Here is a 20,802-nt window from a genome sequence, read left to right on the forward strand (position 1 = left end):
TTCATGCACTCACAACACTCATTTTCTTAAATTTTACTTTAAGACTTATGCCCAAAAAATCAATTAAAGACCTATCTGTATCAGGAAAGCGTGTTTTAGTTCGCGTTGATTTTAATGTTCCACTTGATAAGAACAAAAAAATTGAAGATGATACCCGCATTCGTGAATCGTTACCTACCATAAAAAAAATTATTTCCGACGGGGGTAAAGCCATCTTGATGTCGCATCTTGGTCGTCCAAAAGGCAAGACGCCAGAGTTTTCTTTGGAGCCCGTTGCTCAGAGGCTTTCGGAATTATTAGGAAAGCCGGTTGCTTTTGCTCACGATTGTATCGGTGACCTTGCATCCTCGGCTGTTTCTGCGATGAATAATGGCGATGTGCTTTTGCTTGAAAACGTTCGGTTTTATAAGGAAGAAGAGGCAAATGATGCTAATTTTGCTTCTAAGCTTGCTGCACTTGGCGAAGTGTATGTCAATGATGCTTTTGGCACGGCTCACCGTGCGCACGGCTCAACTGAAGGGGTTACGAAATACCTTTCGACTGCTGTTGCGGGTTTCTTAATTGAAAAGGAACTTGAATACTTAGGAAATGCTACGGATAAACCAAAGCGCCCATTTGTCGCAATTTTAGGTGGTTCAAAAATTTCCGGCAAAATCGACGTTCTTGAAAATCTTTTAAGTAAAGTTGATTCGGTTTTAGTTGGCGGCGCAATGATTTTCACTTTCTTTAAAGCGCAAGGCTATAAGGTAGGGAAATCGCTTGTCGAAGATGACAAGCTTGACCTTGCTAAATCAATTATAGAAAAGGCGAAGTCGAAGGGGGTTGCTTTTTACTTACCAACCGATGTGGTTATTGCGGATCAATTTGATGCATCATCAAATTCGAAGATTGTCAATATTGATGCTATAGAAGAAGGTTGGATGGGGCTTGATATTGGGCCTAAAACGACTGAAACCTACAGAAATGTTGTTCTTTCCGCAAAGACCATTGTTTGGAATGGGCCTATGGGCGTGTTTGAAATCGAGAAGTTTGCAACAGGTACATTTGCAGTTGCAAAGGCCCTTGCCGACGCAACCCATTCTGGCGCGATTACCATCATCGGCGGAGGCGATTCCGCTTCAGCCATAGTGAAGGCTGGGCTGGAAAAATCTGTAACGCATGTTTCAACCGGTGGCGGTGCAAGCTTAGAGTTTCTTGAAGGGAAAGTTCTTCCGGGAATTGCCGCTCTGAATGAAATGGAATAATATTTAACTTCAATTCATCATTCGATAAACGGGAGAAAAAGGGCAGGCTTTCTCTCTCCAGTTTATTTTTCCTAAGTTGCTCCAAGATGAAGTTTCGCTTCACAAATTATTAGAAGAAAAGCCGTGTTTTGATTTTCTCACTGATTTTTGATTGACTCTCTTTTACAACAGGTTTAAGCTTTTAAAGATGCGTTATAACGACGAATACAGACCGGGTAGTGGCAGTTTTATGTTGATGCCGCCGGCTATCAAATTTATTTTGCTTGCTACTGTAGGAATTTTTTTACTCAAGTTTACAATACTTGATGATTACTTAATGTACTACGGTGCCCTTTGGTCATTTGAAGACCCACGGTTTCAATTGTGGCAGCCGGTTTCTTACCTTTTTCTTCACGGCGGTTTAGGGCATATCTTTTTTAATATGCTTGCATTGTGGATGTTTGGAATGGAGATTGAAAACTATTGGGGAACACGCCAATTCACCATTTATTATTTTACTTGTGGTGTTGGCGCAGCGTTAATTAATCTCATTGCCACTTATGGCTCCGGTACGCCAACTGTTGGTGCATCGGGAGCGGTGTATGGTGTTTTGCTTGCTTTTGGTATGATGTTTCCGGAGCGCTACATCTATTTGTATTTCCTTCTTCCGATTAAAGCAAAATATTTTGTGATGATTTATATCGCTTTTGAATTCATCGGTACATTCAATACCAATAGTACGGTCGCACATTTTGCTCACTTGGGAGGAATGATTGTCGGGTATATCTACATCAAAGTGATGCAAGGTGAATTTCCACTTCAGAATTGGATTGAACGAACATTTGCGGAGTCAACGCTCAGTTCAAATAAGCAAAGCACACGTGATATAAAGCGTGCCCAACAAGAGCGCGTTGATGAGATTTTGGATAAGATTTCGCGGACGGGCTATGAATCTCTGAGTGCCGAAGAAAAGAAAATTCTCTTGGATGCCAGTAAAGACGACCGATCCTGAGTTGCTCTCCTCACATACTGCTGTAAACCTTTCGAATGAAACGATTTCGATATACACTTCTTAAACCCGATTTGCCCACCGTTCGGCGCCTTTCGGAAGAAATCAATGTCAGTGAACCTATTGCGGCTGCTTTGGTAAACCGAGGTATTACAACCTTTGAAGAAGCAAAACGCTTTTTTAGGCCTGATATCAGTCAACTTCATCACCCTTTCTTAATGAAGGGAATGCAAGATGCTGTTTCAAGAATTATCACGGCATTGAAGGAAAATGAATCCGTGATGATTTATGGCGACTATGATGTTGATGGCACAACAGGAACTTCGATCCTTTATTTGTTTCTCCAAAAAATTATTCCTCTCATTGGCTCGAAATCTTCGGTTTGGTATTACATCAATGACCGCCGAAGTGAAGGGTATGGAGTTGCGATATCGGGATTAGAAAACGCCGTGCTTATCGGTGCAAGCCTTGTTATCTCTGTTGATTGTGGTATCACAGCCATTGAACCCGCGCAATTTTGCCGAGAAAACGGCATTGATTTTATTATTTGTGACCATCATCAACCCCCGTTAGATTTGCCCAATGCACATACCATCTTAAACCCAAAGCAAGAGGGTTGTACCTATCCATTCAAAGAACTTAGCGGATGCGGTGTCGCATTTAAACTTATGCAGGCACTTTGCATAGCGTTAGAGCTTCCAATGGAGTATGCACTCGAACAACTTGATTATGTTGCATTAGCTGCTGCTGCTGATATCGTTGAAATGATGGATGAAAACCGCATTTTAATGGCAGAAGGGTTAAGACAAATTACCGCTCGAAATCCGCGTCCCCCGCTACGGGCATTGGCCGTTGAAGCCGGTCTTGAACTCGGAAAATCAACAAGTTCAAGTGTTGTTTTTACACTTGCCCCACGAATCAACGCGGCCGGCAGACTTGGTCACGCACGTGATGCCATTAAATGGTTAACAGCTACAACCGAGGAAGAAGCGGCTCCACTTGCAGCGATTCTAAATGAACAAAATGCTTTACGGCGAGAGCTTGATAAAGAAATTTTTCAAAGCGCAGAGAAAATGGCTGAAATGATGCTTTCGATTAAGCCACTCTCTTCACTTGTCCTTTACAACCCCGATTGGCATTTAGGAGTTATCGGAATCGTTGCTTCAAAAATTGTTGAACGATTCTATTTACCCACTATTATCCTTACTGAAAACCGAGGCGTCTTAAAAGGCTCAGCAAGAAGTGTTTCTGGAGTTAATATTTACCAAGCGATTTCTATGGCAAAAACTCACCTCATTCAATTTGGAGGTCATGATTTTGCAGCCGGTCTTTCATTGGAAATTGAAAAACTCGATGCTTTTCGAAATGCTTTTGATGCTGCCTGCGATACCCTTTTCCCTTTTGAATTCCGCACACCTGAAATTGTTATTGACGCTGAAGTTTTGCTTGATATGATTACACCAAAGTTCTTTCAAGTACTCATGCAATTTGAACCCTATGGCCCCAAAAATTTAAAACCCGTTTTTCTCACAAAGGGCGTTCGCCCTTATCAAAAGCCACAGCTTTTGAAAGATTTACACTTGAAGATGAGTTTTTTAGACAGCTCGGGCCGGGTATTTGATGCCATTGGTTTTAATATGCCTGATCAGTATAAGGAAATTAGTGACGGGCTTGAGAAGAATTCAAAGTCAACAGTTCAATTGGTGTATTCATTAGAAGAAAATGAATGGAATGGGCAAACCAAACTCCAACTTCGCTTGCGTGATGCGCGGATGGAGTAATGATATATCTTCTTCATTTTACAAAACCAATTCAAGCCTAATACGAATAATCAACCTCTTCTTTTTTCACTTTCGAAGTAAACTTCAATGCGAAATGTCATTTTATATATCGCGACGACCCTTGATCAATTTATTGCCGGGCCAAATGATGAATTGGATTGGCTTTTTTCTCCTGATGATTTCAACACCGAAGACTTCACATCAACCGTTGATACGGTACTCTTGGGAAGAAGGACTTATGAAGTGATGCTTAAATTTGGTCAAACACATTATGAAGGCATGCACAACTTTGTTTTCTCGCATTCGCTACCTCATCAAAAAATGGTTGAAGTTGTTCGAACCCCTGTGGCTGATTTTGTTTCTCAACTAAAAAAATCTGAGGGAAAATCGATTTGGCTTGTTGGTGGTTCGGAAATCAATACAATTCTGCTAAACGCCGGTTTGGTTGACGAACTTATTCTGACCGTTCATCCAATTTACTTAAACAAAGGGATTCCACTGTTCAAGCCATTCGATCAAAACCTTCATCTTTCTCTTTTGAATTCAAAAAGCTATCCAAACGGAGCGGTTATGCTTCATTATGCAGTAAAAAAATAAAAAGTTGGGGGAGTACTCTCTATTTTTCCGGCGGGTTGTAGGTTACGATATCAATATTAATACCATTAGGATCTTGAATGGCAAAATGATGATCTCCCCACGGTTCCTTTCTTAGCTCAACCATAATCGGAATTTTTGTTTTTTTCATTTCTTTGTAAACAGCCTCAACACTTTCAACCTCAATTGTCAAATAAACCCCGGCTCCTTCAAATGCTTTATGAAATACGGGTTGTTGCGAGGGGTGATTTGGTAAGAGAAAGCTAATTTCAGCGTTATTTTCGGGAGTATGTAATAGGAGGTAAAAATCATTTTCAAAAGTGACCCCGAAATTCAGAACTTCGGTGTAAAATTTTTTTGTCTCTTTTAGTTTGTTCGTAATGATTCCTGCATTGAGTTTCATTTTTTTTATTGATTTAATCGTTGAAGAAGAAGGATTTTGATTGTTATGTTGAGCGAAAAGTGTGATTCCATTTGCCAACAGAACAAGAAAAAGAATGATGTGTTTCATAAGATTTTCAGTGCGTTTGATTAAAGAATTAACGGCACAAAAATCGGCGAGACTTAAAATTTGAAATAGTATAAATCGGACAAAATTTTGGGGAAGGAATTCTATTTTGAAAGCCGAACGGCTTTACCGGGAGATAGCCCAAACGCATGTTTGAAATCTTTAATAAAGTGGGTTTGATCAAAATATCCGAGTGAGATATAATCTGGCACAACCTGCATTTTGTTGCTGAATACAGAAGCAACAGCAGATTGAAATCTCACAACCCGACTGAAGGATTTTTGTGAATCACCGAGGTAGAATTCAAAAAGACGACGGAGTTGACGAGGGCTTAAGCCTGTATTTAAATCTGATTCTGTATGAACATGTCCTCTTTTTTTTAAGATTAAGTCGATCGCGCGGTACAAACGTGGGTCAAACGCCAACTGGGTATTGCTTAGGAGTTTTTCAAACAAACGATTCATTTCTTCTCTCTTTTCAACGAAATCTTGACCACAAGAATGAATCTGTTCTAACGATTTAACAATTGCTTTATTAAGATCTGATAGTGAAAAAACCTGATTTGAAATTTCGGAGGCATTGATTTGAAACAATTGCGGAAACGCCGTCGGTAAGAACCGAATTCCTGTATAATGAAAACTAAGACCCAACGGAAATTCTGAAAATGCTGTTGAAAACCCCATTACATAGATTTTTTCAGGTTCTGTGTGTTCAAAAAATATATCGATGCAGCCATCCGCGATGACCCGATAGTTGTAATTTTCGATCAATCGCTCATTTGTTTTGAGATCCCAATAGCAATAGATAAAGGGTTGAAGCTTGAAACTTGGAGCAAACTCTTTGTATTGGACGTGAGATGAAGTTGAAATGATTGCGGGCTGGAATGGGCGAAAATTTTTGCGTATGATCTCAATCATTTGAGAAAAGTACTTTGTAGGAAAAAAATCCTAAACAACTTCATCATAATTTAACTGATGCTAATAGATAATTTATACAACTTTGAAAACCGATGGATTCGGGTTCTTCAACCCACTTTCGATCGAATTAAATTCACCTCTATTTAATGATTGAATAATGAAATCAACATATCGAAGCCAATTCTTAAAGTGACTTTAGATCAAGCGACTTCTCAACCCAAGCGTGAGCTTCAAGGTGAAATAAAACTTGCTTTGCGGAGCTTCTTAAATTATTTGACCTTAGAGCGAAATCTCTCTGAGAACACAAAGGTATCTTACAAAAATGACTTACTTCGGCTACTTTTCGCGATGCAAGAAAAGCATTCATCGCTTTCTGAAGTAAAACCCGAATCACTTCAGTTTTACATTGGAGAACTTTATGACCTTGGGCTAGAACCTTCTTCCGTTTCGCGAAATATCTCAGCTATCCGAAGTTTTTTTAAGTTTTTAGTTTCAGACAAGTTGATTCCCAAAAACCCATCAGAAGAACTCAGTTTACCAAAACAAGGAAATTATTTACCAACAGTTTTAAGTATTGAAGAAGTCAATCGCCTTCTTCAGATTCCTCTTACTCTTTCAACCGAAGAAAATCAATTGGCTCCTTACTCAACGAATACAAGTGTTAAAATGGCACTTCGAGACAAAGCGGTTTTAGAACTGCTTTATGCCACCGGGATGCGCGCAACAGAAGCTGTTACACTGAAACAACAAGACTGCTTTTTTGATGCCGGGTTTATTCGTGTGTTTGGGAAGGGTTCAAAAGAGCGACTTGTACCGGTTGGAAATTCTGCAATAAAATCAGTTAAGGTTTATCAGTCAGACATTCGCGCGAAAATCTCTCATCTTGACTCGCTTGATTTTCTATTCTTAAATGCGAGAGGGAAACCGCTTTCTCGAATGACACTCTTCAATATTGTTCGGGATCATGCCAAACGTGCCGGAATCAATAAAGAAATTTCACCTCATACTTTACGTCATACTTTTGCAACCCATTTATTGGAAGGCGGCGCTGACTTGCGTGCCGTTCAAGAAATGCTTGGTCATTCAAGCATAAAAGCAACTCAAATTTATACCCATATCGATCGAACGTTTCTCAAGGAAGTTCATGCCTCTTTTCACCCAAGAGGATAGAATTCACTTTTAACCATCACAAAATTACAATGAAAGGATTGATTGAAACCGGTTGGCACTGCTCTGTTTGTGGAGAATGGAATGAAACTACCGTTGATCCTGAGGGTGGCTTTCTTCAGGAATACATCGAAGATTGCTTTGTTTGTTGCCACCCGAATAAACTTGTGGTAACGATTCAAGAGGTAGAAGGGGAATTGGATGCTTTTATCCTCTCAGAGTACGAGGAATAAATTATTTGATTTTGTTGATTATCAATTTACGAAATTCAATAAATGGAAGTTCAACATATTTATAAGTTAAAAAGGCAAGTCCATAACAAAAACCCCAAATAATAATTATTTTAGAAATAGAGAGAATATAAAATGGATTTTGATAAAACTTAATTCTATTTATGAAGAAAATCACAATATTTTGATTAAGGTAAATTGAATAAGAAAGCAAAGATGTCCATTTAATTACAAACCATACTTTTCCATCTCCAATCCAACTTAAATCTGATAATGCAAAATAAAATATCATCAAAAAAAATGAAAGGACAACTGAATATTGCAGAAGTATAAAATATTTACTAAAGAGATAAAATAGTGGAAAGTAAAAAAATAAAATCGCCAACCCTGTTCGAAAAAGATTCAAATGATATTTTTCTATTACTTTGCTATGATAAAAATTTAAATACGCTGCAAAAACACCTATAGCAATTGAATAAAAATTTGAAAACGTGTGAAAAATAACCCCTCTTGAAAAATGCAGTTTAGAATAATCAGGGTTTATAAATGTAAAGTACAACCCAAAACTTATTGAAAATAGAAAAATAAAACAACATGCAATCAATATCGAATTTTTAATACTTACCCTAAAAACTCTTATAATAATAAATACTAAAATCGGAAGAATTAAATACATCCACTCCTCAACTGCCAAACTCCAAGATTCAGGGAAAATACTTTTTTGAAATGTAGATAAAATATTTTGTATAAAAAATGCAAATTTCCACATATCAAATAATTCGTTGTACGATGAAGATTTAAATTTCCAAATTATAAATATATTAATTAATAAAAATAAATAATAGTTTGGAAGTGTACGAAACCAACGCTTCAACCAAAACTTTAAGACTGTAATGTAATTCGTCTTTTCTTCCAGTTCATTAATAAGAATTCCTCCAATAAGGTATCCGCTCAGAACAAAGAAAAGCATAACACCCATATTCCCAAGGTTCCACTTTCCCTGAAGAGAAAACCCATAATTTCTAAATACTTCGGAACTATGTACTATCAAAACCAATAAAATTGCAATAGACCGAAGAAAATCAAGCCCTCTTTTTCTCATTCAACATTATTTTTAAGGAATAAATTAATTAATTACTAATTTAAATTCCCTTATTAAAGTAATTTAAAATATCAAAATCAAATTTCTTTTCTTTTGAAAAATAATTAAAGGTTAAAATTTTCAATTTCGTGAACCTGTAAATTTTTAGACACTATCGCTTTAAGATTCAATCTTCTTGAAAGTGATTCAACTTGATACATAAATTAATTGATCGATATTTGTCAAACTTCGCTTATTGGACATTTAATGTATGTTTAGGATATCTCCTGATTCAGATGAGTGATTTTTTTATGAAATCTGTACTAAACTTCATAAAAGTGTACATCTTTGTTAAGGAAGTAATGATAAGGATTACATTTGTGACCTAAAACAAAAAAGCCCGCATATGCGGGCATTTTTGTAATAAGTCGATTTTACTATTTCCACTGAACTTTAACCGTTCCTACTCCACATGAGAGCTGTATATCGATGGTATGGGCATTCGTATTACGATTGGTAGAAGTGAAAAAATTATCTTGAGGCTCAAAGTCATCGGGTAGTGTAACTGATGAAAAAAAGTTTTCTTCATAACGAACAATAATATTTGAATTTTTAGGAATGTAAACTGTAACACTCCCGGCACCGACAGAAATCTTTGCCGTTAAATCTCTCATTATCTCTCCTGAGAAATCAATCACGGCATTACTAGCTCCACCAGCATAATTGAAATTTTCAATGTTTGCATTTCCGAGTCCACTCATCACAATTTTAGAAGCACCAGATGCAACCCGAAATGATTCCAAAGTCTCTGAATTTGGTTTTTGAAAATAAATTTTCGTTTTGCAAGCCCCACTTTTGAGCGCAAGTTTTTTCAACTTCAACCCTGAAAGATTTAAATCAGCAGATGCTCCGCCCAAGGTCATATCCAAATTTATTGGCAACGCATCGTTGAGAGACAATCGAAGGTCTTGTATTTCTTCCGAATTTGAACCTGAACGTAAAAACTCCCCGATTGAAAATACGTCTTCGTTAGATTTAGAAATCTGAGCAATTTTTAGGTGGGCAATTTCATTCTCGTTGTTTGATTCGGATAAGTGTCGATTTTCATAGTCATGTTGTAGAATCGATGTGTCGTATGAGGAATATTGAAATTCGAATATATTTTCTGAGTTGAATGCGCGAATGGAGAGACTCATTGCCCCAAGATTTAATGTTGCTTTCAATTGTTTTTCACTTTCACGCTTAAGGTGAATGGTTTTTATTTCTTGGGCATTTCCGGAAAAAAGCATGAAATCAAAACAAACAACACCTAAAATGAAAAGCTTTAGAAATTGTAATTGAATGGATTTCATTCCTCTGCTTTGTGGGTTTTCTTGATTGTAATGCTGGCTCAAGGGATACTTTTGAAAAGAAATCGTTTGCCGGCTCTCTGCTTCTATTTGGGTAACCACTTTCCATTCTTGTTGAAGGGCAATTAATGCACCTTTAGAATTGATTCTGGAAGAAGCCATCTGAGATGAATGTTAAAACACAGATCTAATGAATATTTGTAACTGTTTTTTTTCGTCCAGATCGGCCAAAAAGTTTCACCAACCGGAAAGCATTTGGTTTAAGATGATTTCAGCCAACTGTTCTGCCGAGTCATCGATTGCCGTTCTTTGCTGAGCTGCATTACCAACGGGATAATCTTTAAACGCAGTAAACGTTTTTTTTTGGAAAAGCCATTTTTTTTCCACCTCATCGCGAAATGAGGCAGTTACTGTAATGGTGATACGGTTTTGGGTTGCTCGTTCATTTGTGCCGCCAAGCGCACTTGGTGCATCAACATATCCGCTAACCGTTGCTTCAAGAACAGCATTGGCCGTTGTTTTGGAAGACGCAATGATCAGCGAACTTTGGTTTTGAATTTTATCCGTAAGGCGTGTGGTGAGCGATTCGCGAAGCCGTGGAATCCCGCTCCGTGAGTCATCGTTAAAGACCGGGATAAAAATCGATTGAATATGAGGTGGGATGGCATTTCCTGAAAAACTGTAACAACCATTAAATACAAAGGAAATGATGAGTAAACTGAAGTAAAACGATTTTTTCATTGCTTATAGAAACTGTTGATACGTTAAAACTTTCTGTCAATAGATGGTCCGATCAATTGTGCCTCGCCATTTTCGAAAAGGATAAGTCAAAAGAAGTTGACGCGCCTTCCACTTTGAAAAAACGGTTTCATAATGGCCGTTTTTTCCATTGCTCCAGTCGCTACAAAGTTTTAACGCGGCTTTTGCGGCGACACTTGGGTGCTGAGCAAAAATATCTTGCACTGTTAAAAAGCGATCAAGTCTTTTTGCTAATTCGGGTGTTGGGTGGGCTGTCCCTAAAATTTCAGTTCTAACCATTCCGGGATTTAAAAGCATAAACTCAATATTTCTTCCTTGATACTCTTCTGCCAATGTGTCGGTTAATCGCCGAATGGCAGCTTTTGAACAGGCATAACCGCTCAAGCAGGCGGTGTTTCTCTTTTCATTATTTGCGCCAGAGCCAGCCATATTGATAATTTTTCCGTGGCCTTGTTTTAAGAAGAAGGGAATAACCGCTTTACAAGAATGAAAACTTCCCTTAAGATTGACTTCAATTGGCTCGTACCATTCTTGGGGTGATTGATCAATAATTTTATTAAATGGTTCAGAAACCCCTGCGTTGTTAATCCACACATCGATTCCACCCATTTTATGAATCGCCTCTGCCATTAGTGCTTGAACCGATGTATAATCTTTGACATCGCAAACAGCTGCATGCAACTTGGCTGAATTTATATTCTTAGTGTGTTTTTTTTTGATTTCTTCTGCCGTTCTATCTGCATTTTTTTGATTTCGGGAAGTGAACATAAGCTCCGCCCCATTTAATGCCAATTCTTCAACAATAGCTCTTCCTATGCCCCTGCTTGCACCGGTGATTACTATTTTTTTTCCTTCAACTCGCCATTTTTCTTTCATGAGACTCTCCTTTAGAATAAAATGGTTATTACATTAATCTTTTGAACGCTTTAAAAGAATCACATTGTTCTGTAAATTGCAATTCTTTCTTCAATGGCGCGGTAGCCAAGTGGTAAGGCAGAAGTCTGCAAAACTTTTATTCGGCGGTTCGATTCCGCCCCGCGCCTCAACCCTCCAATTAAATCAATTCAGACGAATCTTATTCATTTCTTCCAATGACTTTACTTCGTAGCAAAGTATTTTCCGCACCAAGTGTGGTTTATCATTTTTTGGTGTTTGGAGTGCTTTTTGGCTATGTGATTTTTCCTTTCCTTACGGTTTTATTTGAAAGTTTTCGTACTTCCGATTCTCCTTTCACTTTTAGTAATTACGCACATTTTTTTTCACTTTCAGGTGGATTTCGTGCCCTTATCAATAGTTTGTTACTTTCTGTTCTCACTGTTTTATTCTCGGGAATGATTGGAACAACCATCAGTTTACTGCTTACTCGTTATAATTTTCAATTCAACGAATTTCTAGCCTCTTTTTTCATACTTCCAATCGCGATGCCTCCCTTGGTTGGCGCTTTGGCTTTTCAACTTCTCCTATCTGATTTTGGGCTCTACGCCTCGATGCTTGCATTTCTTTTGGGTCAGCCTGAAGGGAGTATCTCTTTAGAAGGATTTCCGGCTGTGCTTCTGATTCATATTTTTGCATTTACACCGCACTTTTTGATTTTTGTTAAACCGGCATTAAACAAGATTGATTCATCTGTTTTAGAGGCGTCTGAACTTTGTGGGGCTTCGCCAAGTCAAACCTTTCAAAAAGTTCTTTTGCCTCTCATTAGGCCTTCTCTGCTTACTGCCTCGATTCTTGTTTTTACTTTAAGTATGGCATCATTTACGGGCCCGCTTCTTTTTAGCGGAAAAACCCCTTTTCTTACGGTCGAATTGTTTAACCAAAAAACACTGGGAAATTATGGTCAGGCGAGCGCGATGACCCTGATTCTCCTCCTAATTTCCGTGCCACTCGTTGGGCTTTATCATCTTTCCGAAAAATATGCTCAGGGGTCAAAAACATTTCGAGAATCACAACTCAAGATGGCACCCGTGTGGGCTTGGGGAATAGTCAGTACCGGTTTGATTTTCTTTTTTTTGCCCCTTCTCTCTCTTCTATTTCTTGCTTTCGGTGAAGGAATCATGACTTCCACCTCATTTTTTCCCGAATCTTTTTCGTTTCATGCATTGATCAATCTCTTCAATACCCCTTCAATTTGGGAATCATTTTCAAATAGTTTTCGACTTGGGCTTTTGGCAAGTGTGCCAAATCTTTTTTTTGGTTTGATTGCCGGATATGCGATTTCCAGAAAAAAAATCGTTTTACCCACTTTTGTAGATAGTGTGATTTCAATCCCACTTTCGATTCCCGCCACGGCACTTGGAATTGCTGTTTTAGCGGCCTTTTCAAGCAATGGTATTTTTTCGAATCTCATCACATTTAATGGTTTTCTTCTCGGAACATCTCTTTTACCGCTTGCTTATTTTATTCGCCATTTGCCATTTATCACCCGAAGTGTATCATCCGCTTTGGATGTCTTTAATTATTCTTTGGTTGAAGCAGGAACAACTTTAGGTGTAGGTTACTTGAAGGTTATCACAAAAATTATGCTGCCCATTATCATTGGCTCGGTAATTTCAGGATTTATGTTTACGCTGATTAGCGCCATCATTGAATTCCCTTGCTCGATCCTTCTTTATACACCTGATAATATTCCTGTTTCAGTTCAAATCTTTTCGCTAATGCGAGACGGTAGTTTTCAGGAAGCCGGAGCTTTAGGGGTCATTTTGCTTTTATTTGTATTTTCCCTCACTTGGGTTTCAGGAAAATTGTTTGTCTCTTTCGATTCAAAAAAAAGCGGCACATTTCAATAAAAAATTCAGTTTATGTTTCTTCGGCGGATACTTGAAACGATTGTAGAAGATCTTCGGCAGTATCTCTTGTTAGTTTTTTTGTGTCTTATTTCCCTTGCGCTTTTTTCAAATCGTGAATCTGCCTCGCTTCGATATATCCGAACTGGTGGGTTAGAAGCTTTTGGTTTTCTCGAATCTTCATTTTCTTACTTTTCAAACTACTTTAATCTTTACTCTCAAAATTTAGAGCTTCAAAATCGGAACTTGTCGCTTTCGGCTGAAGTAAATTTTTTAAGAAATGCGAAGTACGAAAATGAAACGCTAAAAAGGCTATTGGTTTACCGAGACTCCACCAATTTCTCCGTTCGCCTTGCGAGGGTTGTTGACCGAACCTTTTCTCCCGAAAAGAATTTTATTATGATCAATATTGGCAGTAATGATAGTATTTCGGTCGATATGCCGGTGGTCTGCGATAAAGGCCTCGTGGGAAGAATCGTGCTTGTTTCTCCAAATTTTTCACTTGTACAATTGGCCATCAATTCTGATTTCAAAATCGGGGTGATTTCGGAACTTTCGCGTACTGCAGGAATTATAACTTGGAAGGGCGGCGATATCGCAAAAGCATCGCTTGAATATGTTTCACTGAGCAGCAAACTTGCAAAAGGTGAACGCTTATTCACCACAGAATACAGCACTTTTGCTAATGCTCAAACTTTAGTGGGAACGGTCAGCAATGTTTGGGAAGAACAAGGGAAGAATTTTTTTCAAGTTGAACTTACTTATGCCGTTGACTTTACTGCGCTTGACTATGTGTTTGTTGAACAACGAACGCCTACATTAGAAAAGAAATCTGTAATTGGATCATATAAAATTTTTCAATCACAATAAGCATTTTCGTTTCACAATCATTGACAAATCCAATCGTTTTATATTCAATCGGCTTTCTTTTTTTTGCCCTCAGTCAAAAATTTCTTGTCGATAAGCTTGCCTTGGGCGGCGTTCGCCCGGATATCATTCTCATTTTGCTTGTTTTTTTTGCTCGCAATGAGGGGCAAAGTGCTGGAACTGTGGTTGGGTTTGTAGTTGGGTTAATGACCGATTTACTTTATGGAACTTTGGGTCTCTCTGCATTTACCAAAACCATTGCCGGTTTTGTAGCCGGATATTTCAGCAATAGTGAAAAAAGAACCAATGACTTAAACTTTGCGACCGCAGTATTTGTAACCACTTTTATCCATAATGTCATGTTTCAAGTGGTTGGAAATTTTTTAATGATGCCCTTTTGGAAAATGCTGCTTTTACAAGGTGTTTTAGGAGCCTTTTATACTTCAGTCATTTCCTATCTCCTATTCTCTTTTGTGCTTCGCAGGTATTCTTAAAAATTGAGGGTCACTTCAAACTTTTTATTTCACGACTGCTACTTTCAACTTTACTAATTTTGTATCTCCGTTGCTTAATGCCTTTGCTTGAAGCGTAGCAAAATAAACCCCATTTTGAATGCCATTAAGATTCCAAATTAATTCGTTGTCTATTCCGCCTCTCCCTTCTAGAGTATTTTCCCAAACTTTTTGACCGGTGAGCGAAAATACTTTTACCGTAATCGAAGCCGGCTCAGTAAGGTAACAACGAAACTTGGTTTCAGTGCTCGCAGGATTGGGATAATTGTAAACCTTTGACTCCGGCATAAATTCATTAAATGTAACAACCGGACGATTCACATTGGTTCTAAATGCCTGAAAATCATTGAAGTTATTGCCATAAAGCGTTTGCCAAGAAAAATTTGCGGTGCTTAAGGAAAGGTCTAAAAGCGAAAATTTCCCACCTTGATCAACAAGAGCAAGCCGAAGCTTGCCATTGGTCACGCCCGGGTAAATGGCAGGGGTTGAAACAGTACCGCCTGAAATGGATTGCGTTGTAAGAATTTTTCCTTCTCGGTTGATTATCAATAGTCTCCCTTCTTTTGTAAGAACAATAACTTCTTCATACCCATCGCCATTAACATCACAGGAAACGGGGCTTGTTGTTATTTCTTGTCCTTGCGGGAGTTCAACTGGAAAATTAGACATTGATGCATTGGCTTCCCCAAAAGCGTAGAGTTTATTAACCGCACCAAAAATCAATGCATAAGAATTTCGATTTTCTAGATTTGCGAGCGCAAATGGAGTAACCTTCCCTTCTGGTAAGTCGCTCAAAATTGTATGAACAGAGGAAACAAAATTTTGACCATCCTTGAACCGAGCTTTTACAATTCGCCTTGAATCTGTTTGAAAGAAACCAAATACATCTGTTGGAAATCCTTCGGTTGTTGGGTTTGAAGGGCGGAGAGTGCTCGCCGCTAAAACATAAGCCGCCTGTACGAAACTCTCTCCGTTCAAACTAAATTCAATGGATGAAAATCGGGCAGAGTCGGCCGAAAGATCAAAGAAATTTCCAGCTGCGATAACCGGCTTATTTGAAATTGTTCTTTCAGCGAATTGGGAGAAGTCTGTTCTCAAACTAATGATTCGCCCGTCGGAGAGTCCAATATAGTAACGGGTTGAAAGGGTTGAGGTGGAAATTGAAGGCGGAGAGGTAATTTTTGTCGGGGCTTTATAAGTTATCACCGATTGATTTTCCACATTGATTCGGAATAGCGTTGAATCCTTAACAGCCAATAAAGAATTTCCGTTTAGTGCCGGCTTGAGATTTGGATTCAACGAAAGTGTTGTGAATTGAGACACTTCTCCGCTTCGAATTCGCCATAATTTACCGGTTGATGAAAGCAAAAAATAGCTTTGGCTTGCCTGATGGAACAGTGGGGGTACATTTGTTTGAAACTGATCGGGAACTTGAACTTGAAAACCATCAACCGGCGAAAGCAGCTCATCCCCAAAATTCACTGTAGCAGTCATTTCAGAGCCGCTCGCTGATATCGATGAAATTGATATTCGTGTGTTTGCACCGCTATTGGCTGCAAGCCTTGGCTGGGAAGTAAAGTTCAACGCATTGGTGTAAACTCTTGAACTGTTTCCTTGAAAATACATATCATAAACCCATCCTCCTTGCGTGCCATTTCCTGCTGAGGTAATTCCATAATTCTCACCAATATCTGGTGAGCCATCCGCCTCAATGAGTCGCACACCTTTAATACGATTCGCGTTCACTCGTCCTGAATCAATCGCCGTATCAATGACACTTTCATCAATATGCCAAACAAGTAAACCGCCATTGAACCGCGGTTGATTTCGAGTTGAATCGGTTGGAAGGCTCCAATCATAATTTTTTACACCAACAACATTCCCGCGGAATCCGCCGGTATTTTCAAAACGAAAGTCGGTTTGATCAAATGGATAGAAAACTGTATCAACCACGCCATTTCGAAACCGAGTTAAACGAACTCCATCCAATTCTGCTCTTCTTTGGCGGTTTTCAAGCAAAAGATATTCTTTTGAGTTCATTGGGATTTTCCACACCACCGAATCCGGATTCTGATGGAGACCTTGAGCGGGAAGACGAATTGCAGTTGATTTTGTAATTACCCGTGGCGAGGCATAACCTAATCTTATCCGCTCCCAAGCTGAAGGCTCTGGAGGAAAAAGACCACTGAAACTGAAAAATGATTCTCCATCCATTAATCCAAATCGCCCGATACCACTTCTTCCGGTAACGGTGTTAAATAAATCAGGCAATCCCAAATATCCGCCAAAGCTTGCTGCGAGCAGACCGTTTGTTGAAAGTTGAATTAATGTTTTACCACCAATGACATCAATCTCTCGCGATTCCGTTGCAGGAATAACCGAGGTTGTATTGATTTTGAAAGCGCCTCCATCCACCGGAACACCTTGATATTGATTACCTAAATATCGCTTCAATGAGCGCTCATTAAAAGTGATTGAAGGTAAATCGCGCGGCGTGGGGTCAGTCCCGGTAAGTGAAACAATATCAATATCGCGCCCAACACCGCAATGAAAAATGATAAAGTGATCATATTGAGAAAAGTCAATCTCCGGGCTTTCTCGATCCACGATTTCCCACACTTCCTTTACCAATTCAGCGAGCGGTGTGAGATCTTCTGTTCGACGGCTGGGTGAATAATCGCCCATTCGTTTTGATACGGTATAAATTTTTTCGGGAATAAAACCCGAAATCGTAGTTTTTCCATCGCTCACCTTTGAATAGTAATTGTTCAAAAATTCAAGCTTGCGCTGAAAATACGCTCTATCGTGAGGAAGGGGATCAATGATTGTATCTTGATAAGCCGAAAGGAATGTGAGCCCACCAAATCTCCCCGTACCGCTTGTCGCTCGGTCATTATCCTCTAAAAATTGAACCATTACACCGAGCACTCTGAAGTTTCCGACTCCGCTCGTCGTTTTTTCCTTCGAAAAAGGCGAAATGGCATGACCGCTTGAGATTTTCTGCTGAAATGCCCTTGGCTGAGCAAATAGTTCATTTTGCGCGAAGAGAAATGAGAAGAGAAAGAGAAATAAGAAATTCACAAGGCGAATTTTCATTGATGACTATTCAAAGCGGTTGAAAAAGAATTTGTAATGATAGGTAAAGGGCGTAGGATTCTCAATACATCATTTCATCTCAATTCGTGTATTCAAATTCAATGGGCGTTTGTTAAAAAACAAAAAAGGGGCATTAGCCCCTTAGATTTAATGAGCATATCACTTAATAAGTTGCTCTTCAAGGTCTCGACCGCTGATTTCAACATCAACTCCGTTTAAATCGTCCTTATATAAATCCGGAAAGCCTTTGACTTTTTTCTTGATGTCTTCCCGAAGTTCTTTTCCGGATTTCGGCGCAATCAATAGCCCTACGGCAACACCCGCCGCAAAGGCTCCTAATCCCAACAGAAATTTACCACCACTGCTCATATTTTACTCCTTTACTTTTTTACTCACCTTGATGGGTAAGTTTTGCGTTAATTTTACAGGAAGAGAATGAATCTCATTGTATTTTTTATGAATTGAAACCAATTTCGTTTTTACAAAATTACCCTATTTAACGAAATTTTTTGTGTGAATTCTTAGGCTAATCATCACTTTTTTGCAATTGTTTATGTCATTTATGTTTTTAAATCGCAGCGTATCCGTTTGCTTAGGTATTCTTACCGTTATCCTTGGAATTTCATTTTGCTCAATTCCGGTGCAATCACAAATGATGAAAGGAAAGCCGCTCGTTACATCTGAATTACTTCTTTCTTCCAATGATTTCAGCAAGCCTCAGCGAATTGCCATTCACTTTAAAATTGAAGACGGATGGCATTTGTATTGGAAAAATCCCGGAGATGCGGGAATCCCAATTGAAGCCGATTGGAAGTTGCCGGAAGGATTTCAGGTTTCTCATTTTGAATTCCCTTCACCTCATAAATTTGTCGAAGCCGGAATAGTAGCCTATGGATATGAAAAGGAAGTTTTACTTTTTGCGACCCTTACTCCTCCCAATCCTTCAAAATCCTTAAATGAAATTTCCGTTTCCTTGTCTTGGCTTGTATGCAAAGAAAATTGCATCCCGGGCGATTCAACTCTTAATTTCATCCCGACTTCACTAACAGCCGAAACTTTGCGAAAAAACAAAGACTTGATTTCAAAATTTGAATCTTATCTCCCTCTGCCATTTTCGGAATCAGGATTGAATCTTGGGGAAGTCAATGCAATACCAAAAGATGGAAAACTCTTTGTGTCATTTGAACTTAAAGGTGATGCGGCTTATAAGGTTGAGGATTTTTTTCCTGAGTCGTTTGCAGATTTTACGCTCGATTATATCGGTATTAAGACAGAAAACGGGAAAATATCATTCGCACTTCGTCCCAATACTGAAACTTCAACGCTTACAAATCTTACGGGGTTAATTATCCTTCAAGGGAAAGGGTATGAATTTTCTTCGCGGGTGAATCTATCCAATCGTTCTGGAGGTTCACTGCTTGAACAATCATTTGAAGATACTTCAAACGAAGAACCGCTCTCATTAGGGTGGGCTTTACTTTTTGCATTTATTGGCGGAGTGATTCTTAACATTATGCCTTGTGTGCTTCCGGTTTTATCGTTAAAGGTGCTTTCGATGGTTGAGAATGCCGGCGCTTCACGGGAGAAGAGTTTTCGTCACGGGATATTTTTCACTTTAGGGGTACTTTTTTCTTTTTGGCTTTTAGCCGGTGCGTTGCTACTTCTTCAAAGTGCCGGTGAATCGGTTGGGTGGGGGTTTCAATTCCAATCGCCCGGTTTTGTGATCATCATGCTTGTGGTTGTTTTTCTTTTTGGATTAAACCTTGTCGGCGTCTTTGAATTTTCCGCGCCTGCGATCTCAGGCAGCGCAAGCGAAAGTCTTTCTCGTAAAGATGAAATGGGCGCTTTTGCTAATGGTGTATTAGCAACAACACTTGCGACACCCTGTACTGCACCCTTCTTAGGTACAGCCGTTGGATTTGCTTTTTCTCAACCCGGCTTTGTGATATTCGGCGTTTTCACTTTGGTTGGTCTTGGACTTGCCTCCCCATATTTACTACTTTCTGCGAAACCGGAGTGGCTTCGGTTTGTTCCTAAACCCGGGGAATGGATGAATCGATTTAAGCAAGTGATGGGCTTTTTGCTTTTCGCAACCGCTGTTTGGTTGCTTTCGGTATTGGGTGCACAATTGGGTTCAGAAGGAATTATTGCTGCATGTATGCTCTTGCTCGGTATTTCGGTTTCGATGTGGATGATTGGCTCTTGGGTCACTTATGGAACCCCATCCAAAACGAAATTCATCGTTTATGCAGCAGCCATAATTTTCTCAGCATCGTCTTATTACATCGCCTTTGAATCGTGGCTGAATTGGAGAGCATTGGATCAAGTTTCGACCTCATCTGCAAAAACACAACAATCTGAGAACTCGATTTCTTGGAAGCCGTTCACACTTGCAACTGTTGAAAGCGAAGTAAAAAATGGGAAAATTGTATTTATTGATTTTACTGCCGAGTGGTGTTTTACCTGTAAGGTTACTGAAAAAACGATTCTCGAAACCGAGCCCGTCCGCAAAGCAATATCTGCTTTAGGAATCGTTCCACTTCGTGCAGATTGGACAAATCGAAACCCAGAAATCACTTCATTGTTAAAAAAGTTCAAGCGTTCCGGCGTTCCGCTTTACGTTATATTTCCAGCAGGAAAGCTTAATTCTCCTATTGTATTACCTGAGGTTATCACACAAGAAATGCTTTTGAAAGCGTTTGATGAGGCGAATTCACTCTCACTGAATACATCAACAAGCCGTATTCTTAAATCAAATGAGTGAAAGATTTTTCCAATTTTATAACCTACACAATCCATTCAAAGGCATACACAAATTGAATATTTTTCTTTCAATTGTGTTCATATCACTAACCTTTTCATTGGCTTATTTCACCCCGAGAGAGAATTTTTTTTCCCTTGTTTCCCAATTCTTTCTTCTCAGTTC

The 20,802-nt window shown here is 39.0% G+C and carries 18 protein-coding genes and 1 tRNA gene; 11 read left to right on the plus strand and 8 right to left on the minus strand.

Annotation, left to right across the window (positions count from 1 at the left end):
• Positions 1 to 47: 47 nt before the first annotated feature.
• The 4 genes from SFU91_02790 (at position 48) to SFU91_02805 (ending at position 4,610) form a co-directional block, all read left to right on the plus strand.
• Positions 48 to 1,244 carry a phosphoglycerate kinase gene (locus SFU91_02790; protein MDX2127947.1) on the plus strand — a complete coding sequence of 399 codons (1,197 nt, stop codon included), beginning with the start codon at positions 48 to 50 and terminating at the stop codon, positions 1,242 to 1,244.
• 187 nt (positions 1,245 to 1,431) lie between these two features.
• Positions 1,432 to 2,235 carry a rhomboid family intramembrane serine protease gene (locus tag SFU91_02795; GenBank protein MDX2127948.1) on the plus strand — a complete coding sequence of 268 codons (804 nt, stop codon included), beginning with the start codon at positions 1,432 to 1,434 and terminating at the stop codon, positions 2,233 to 2,235.
• 35 nt (positions 2,236 to 2,270) lie between these two features.
• The gene (recJ, locus tag SFU91_02800) at positions 2,271 to 4,013 is read left to right on the plus strand and encodes a single-stranded-DNA-specific exonuclease RecJ (protein ID MDX2127949.1); all 1,743 of its coding nucleotides are present in this window, start codon (positions 2,271 to 2,273) and stop codon (positions 4,011 to 4,013) included.
• Between the two features lie 87 nt (positions 4,014 to 4,100).
• Entirely contained in the window at positions 4,101 to 4,610 is a 510-nt protein-coding gene (locus tag SFU91_02805) for a dihydrofolate reductase family protein (protein ID MDX2127950.1), read from the plus strand.
• A gap of 19 nt (positions 4,611 to 4,629) precedes the next feature.
• Here the strand turns inward: SFU91_02805 and SFU91_02810 are convergent, their stop codons facing one another.
• Positions 4,630 to 5,118 (minus strand): VOC family protein, encoded by a 489-nt coding sequence (locus SFU91_02810; protein MDX2127951.1) that lies wholly within the window; start codon positions 5,116 to 5,118, stop codon positions 4,630 to 4,632.
• A 101-nt stretch (positions 5,119 to 5,219) separates the two neighbouring features.
• Entirely contained in the window at positions 5,220 to 6,032 is an 813-nt protein-coding gene (locus tag SFU91_02815; GenBank protein ID MDX2127952.1) for a helix-turn-helix domain-containing protein, read from the minus strand.
• A gap of 189 nt (positions 6,033 to 6,221) precedes the next feature.
• Here SFU91_02815 and xerD point away from each other — a divergent pair, with 189 nt between their 5' ends.
• Positions 6,222 to 7,202 carry a site-specific tyrosine recombinase XerD gene (gene xerD, locus SFU91_02820; protein MDX2127953.1) on the plus strand — a complete coding sequence of 327 codons (981 nt, stop codon included), beginning with the start codon at positions 6,222 to 6,224 and terminating at the stop codon, positions 7,200 to 7,202.
• A gap of 29 nt (positions 7,203 to 7,231) precedes the next feature.
• Positions 7,232 to 7,432: a CPXCG motif-containing cysteine-rich protein gene (locus tag SFU91_02825; GenBank protein ID MDX2127954.1), complete on the plus strand. Its 201-nt coding sequence runs from the start codon at positions 7,232 to 7,234 to the stop codon at positions 7,430 to 7,432.
• 1 nt (position 7,433) lies between these two features.
• Here SFU91_02825 and SFU91_02830 read toward each other — a convergent pair whose 3' ends face one another.
• From SFU91_02830 to SFU91_02845, 4 genes are all read right to left on the minus strand, one after another.
• Entirely contained in the window at positions 7,434 to 8,531 is a 1,098-nt protein-coding gene (locus SFU91_02830) for an acyltransferase (protein MDX2127955.1), read from the minus strand.
• A 416-nt stretch (positions 8,532 to 8,947) separates the two neighbouring features.
• Positions 8,948 to 10,021 carry a hypothetical protein gene (locus SFU91_02835; protein MDX2127956.1) on the minus strand — a complete coding sequence of 358 codons (1,074 nt, stop codon included), beginning with the start codon at positions 10,019 to 10,021 and terminating at the stop codon, positions 8,948 to 8,950.
• Positions 10,022 to 10,096: 75 nt separating this feature from the next.
• Positions 10,097 to 10,600, minus strand: coding sequence for an LptE family protein (locus tag SFU91_02840; GenBank protein MDX2127957.1), 504 nt, complete (start codon positions 10,598 to 10,600; stop codon positions 10,097 to 10,099).
• Between the two features lie 36 nt (positions 10,601 to 10,636).
• Positions 10,637 to 11,494 (minus strand): SDR family oxidoreductase, encoded by an 858-nt coding sequence (locus SFU91_02845; protein MDX2127958.1) that lies wholly within the window; start codon positions 11,492 to 11,494, stop codon positions 10,637 to 10,639.
• Positions 11,495 to 11,589: 95 nt separating this feature from the next.
• Between SFU91_02845 and SFU91_02850 the strand changes: the two genes are divergently transcribed.
• The 4 genes from SFU91_02850 (at position 11,590) to mreD (ending at position 14,762) form a co-directional block, all read left to right on the plus strand.
• A tRNA-Cys gene (locus SFU91_02850) sits at positions 11,590 to 11,661 on the plus strand.
• Between the two features lie 48 nt (positions 11,662 to 11,709).
• On the plus strand, positions 11,710 to 13,404 hold the full coding sequence (locus tag SFU91_02855; GenBank protein MDX2127959.1) for an iron ABC transporter permease: 1,695 nt from the start codon (positions 11,710 to 11,712) through the stop codon (positions 13,402 to 13,404).
• A gap of 12 nt (positions 13,405 to 13,416) precedes the next feature.
• Positions 13,417 to 14,271, plus strand: coding sequence for a rod shape-determining protein MreC (gene mreC / locus SFU91_02860; GenBank protein MDX2127960.1), 855 nt, complete (start codon positions 13,417 to 13,419; stop codon positions 14,269 to 14,271).
• Between the two features lie 20 nt (positions 14,272 to 14,291).
• Positions 14,292 to 14,762 (plus strand): rod shape-determining protein MreD, encoded by a 471-nt coding sequence (gene mreD, locus SFU91_02865; GenBank protein MDX2127961.1) that lies wholly within the window; start codon positions 14,292 to 14,294, stop codon positions 14,760 to 14,762.
• A 24-nt stretch (positions 14,763 to 14,786) separates the two neighbouring features.
• On the opposite strand, the gene SFU91_02870 is transcribed toward mreD, so the two are convergent.
• Together SFU91_02870 and SFU91_02875 are read right to left on the minus strand one after the other, a co-directional pair.
• Positions 14,787 to 17,876: a T9SS type A sorting domain-containing protein gene (locus SFU91_02870; GenBank protein MDX2127962.1), complete on the minus strand. Its 3,090-nt coding sequence runs from the start codon at positions 17,874 to 17,876 to the stop codon at positions 14,787 to 14,789.
• A 159-nt stretch (positions 17,877 to 18,035) separates the two neighbouring features.
• On the minus strand, positions 18,036 to 18,245 hold the full coding sequence (locus tag SFU91_02875) for a YtxH domain-containing protein (protein MDX2127963.1): 210 nt from the start codon (positions 18,243 to 18,245) through the stop codon (positions 18,036 to 18,038).
• A gap of 193 nt (positions 18,246 to 18,438) precedes the next feature.
• Here SFU91_02875 and SFU91_02880 point away from each other — a divergent pair, with 193 nt between their 5' ends.
• Positions 18,439 to 20,640, plus strand: coding sequence for a protein-disulfide reductase DsbD family protein (locus SFU91_02880; protein MDX2127964.1), 2,202 nt, complete (start codon positions 18,439 to 18,441; stop codon positions 20,638 to 20,640).
• Positions 20,641 to 20,802: the final 162 nt, after the last annotated feature.

The organism is Chloroherpetonaceae bacterium, assembly GCA_033763895.1.
In the GTDB taxonomy this organism is placed as follows: Bacteria; Bacteroidota; Chlorobiia; order Chlorobiales; family Thermochlorobacteraceae; genus JANRJQ01.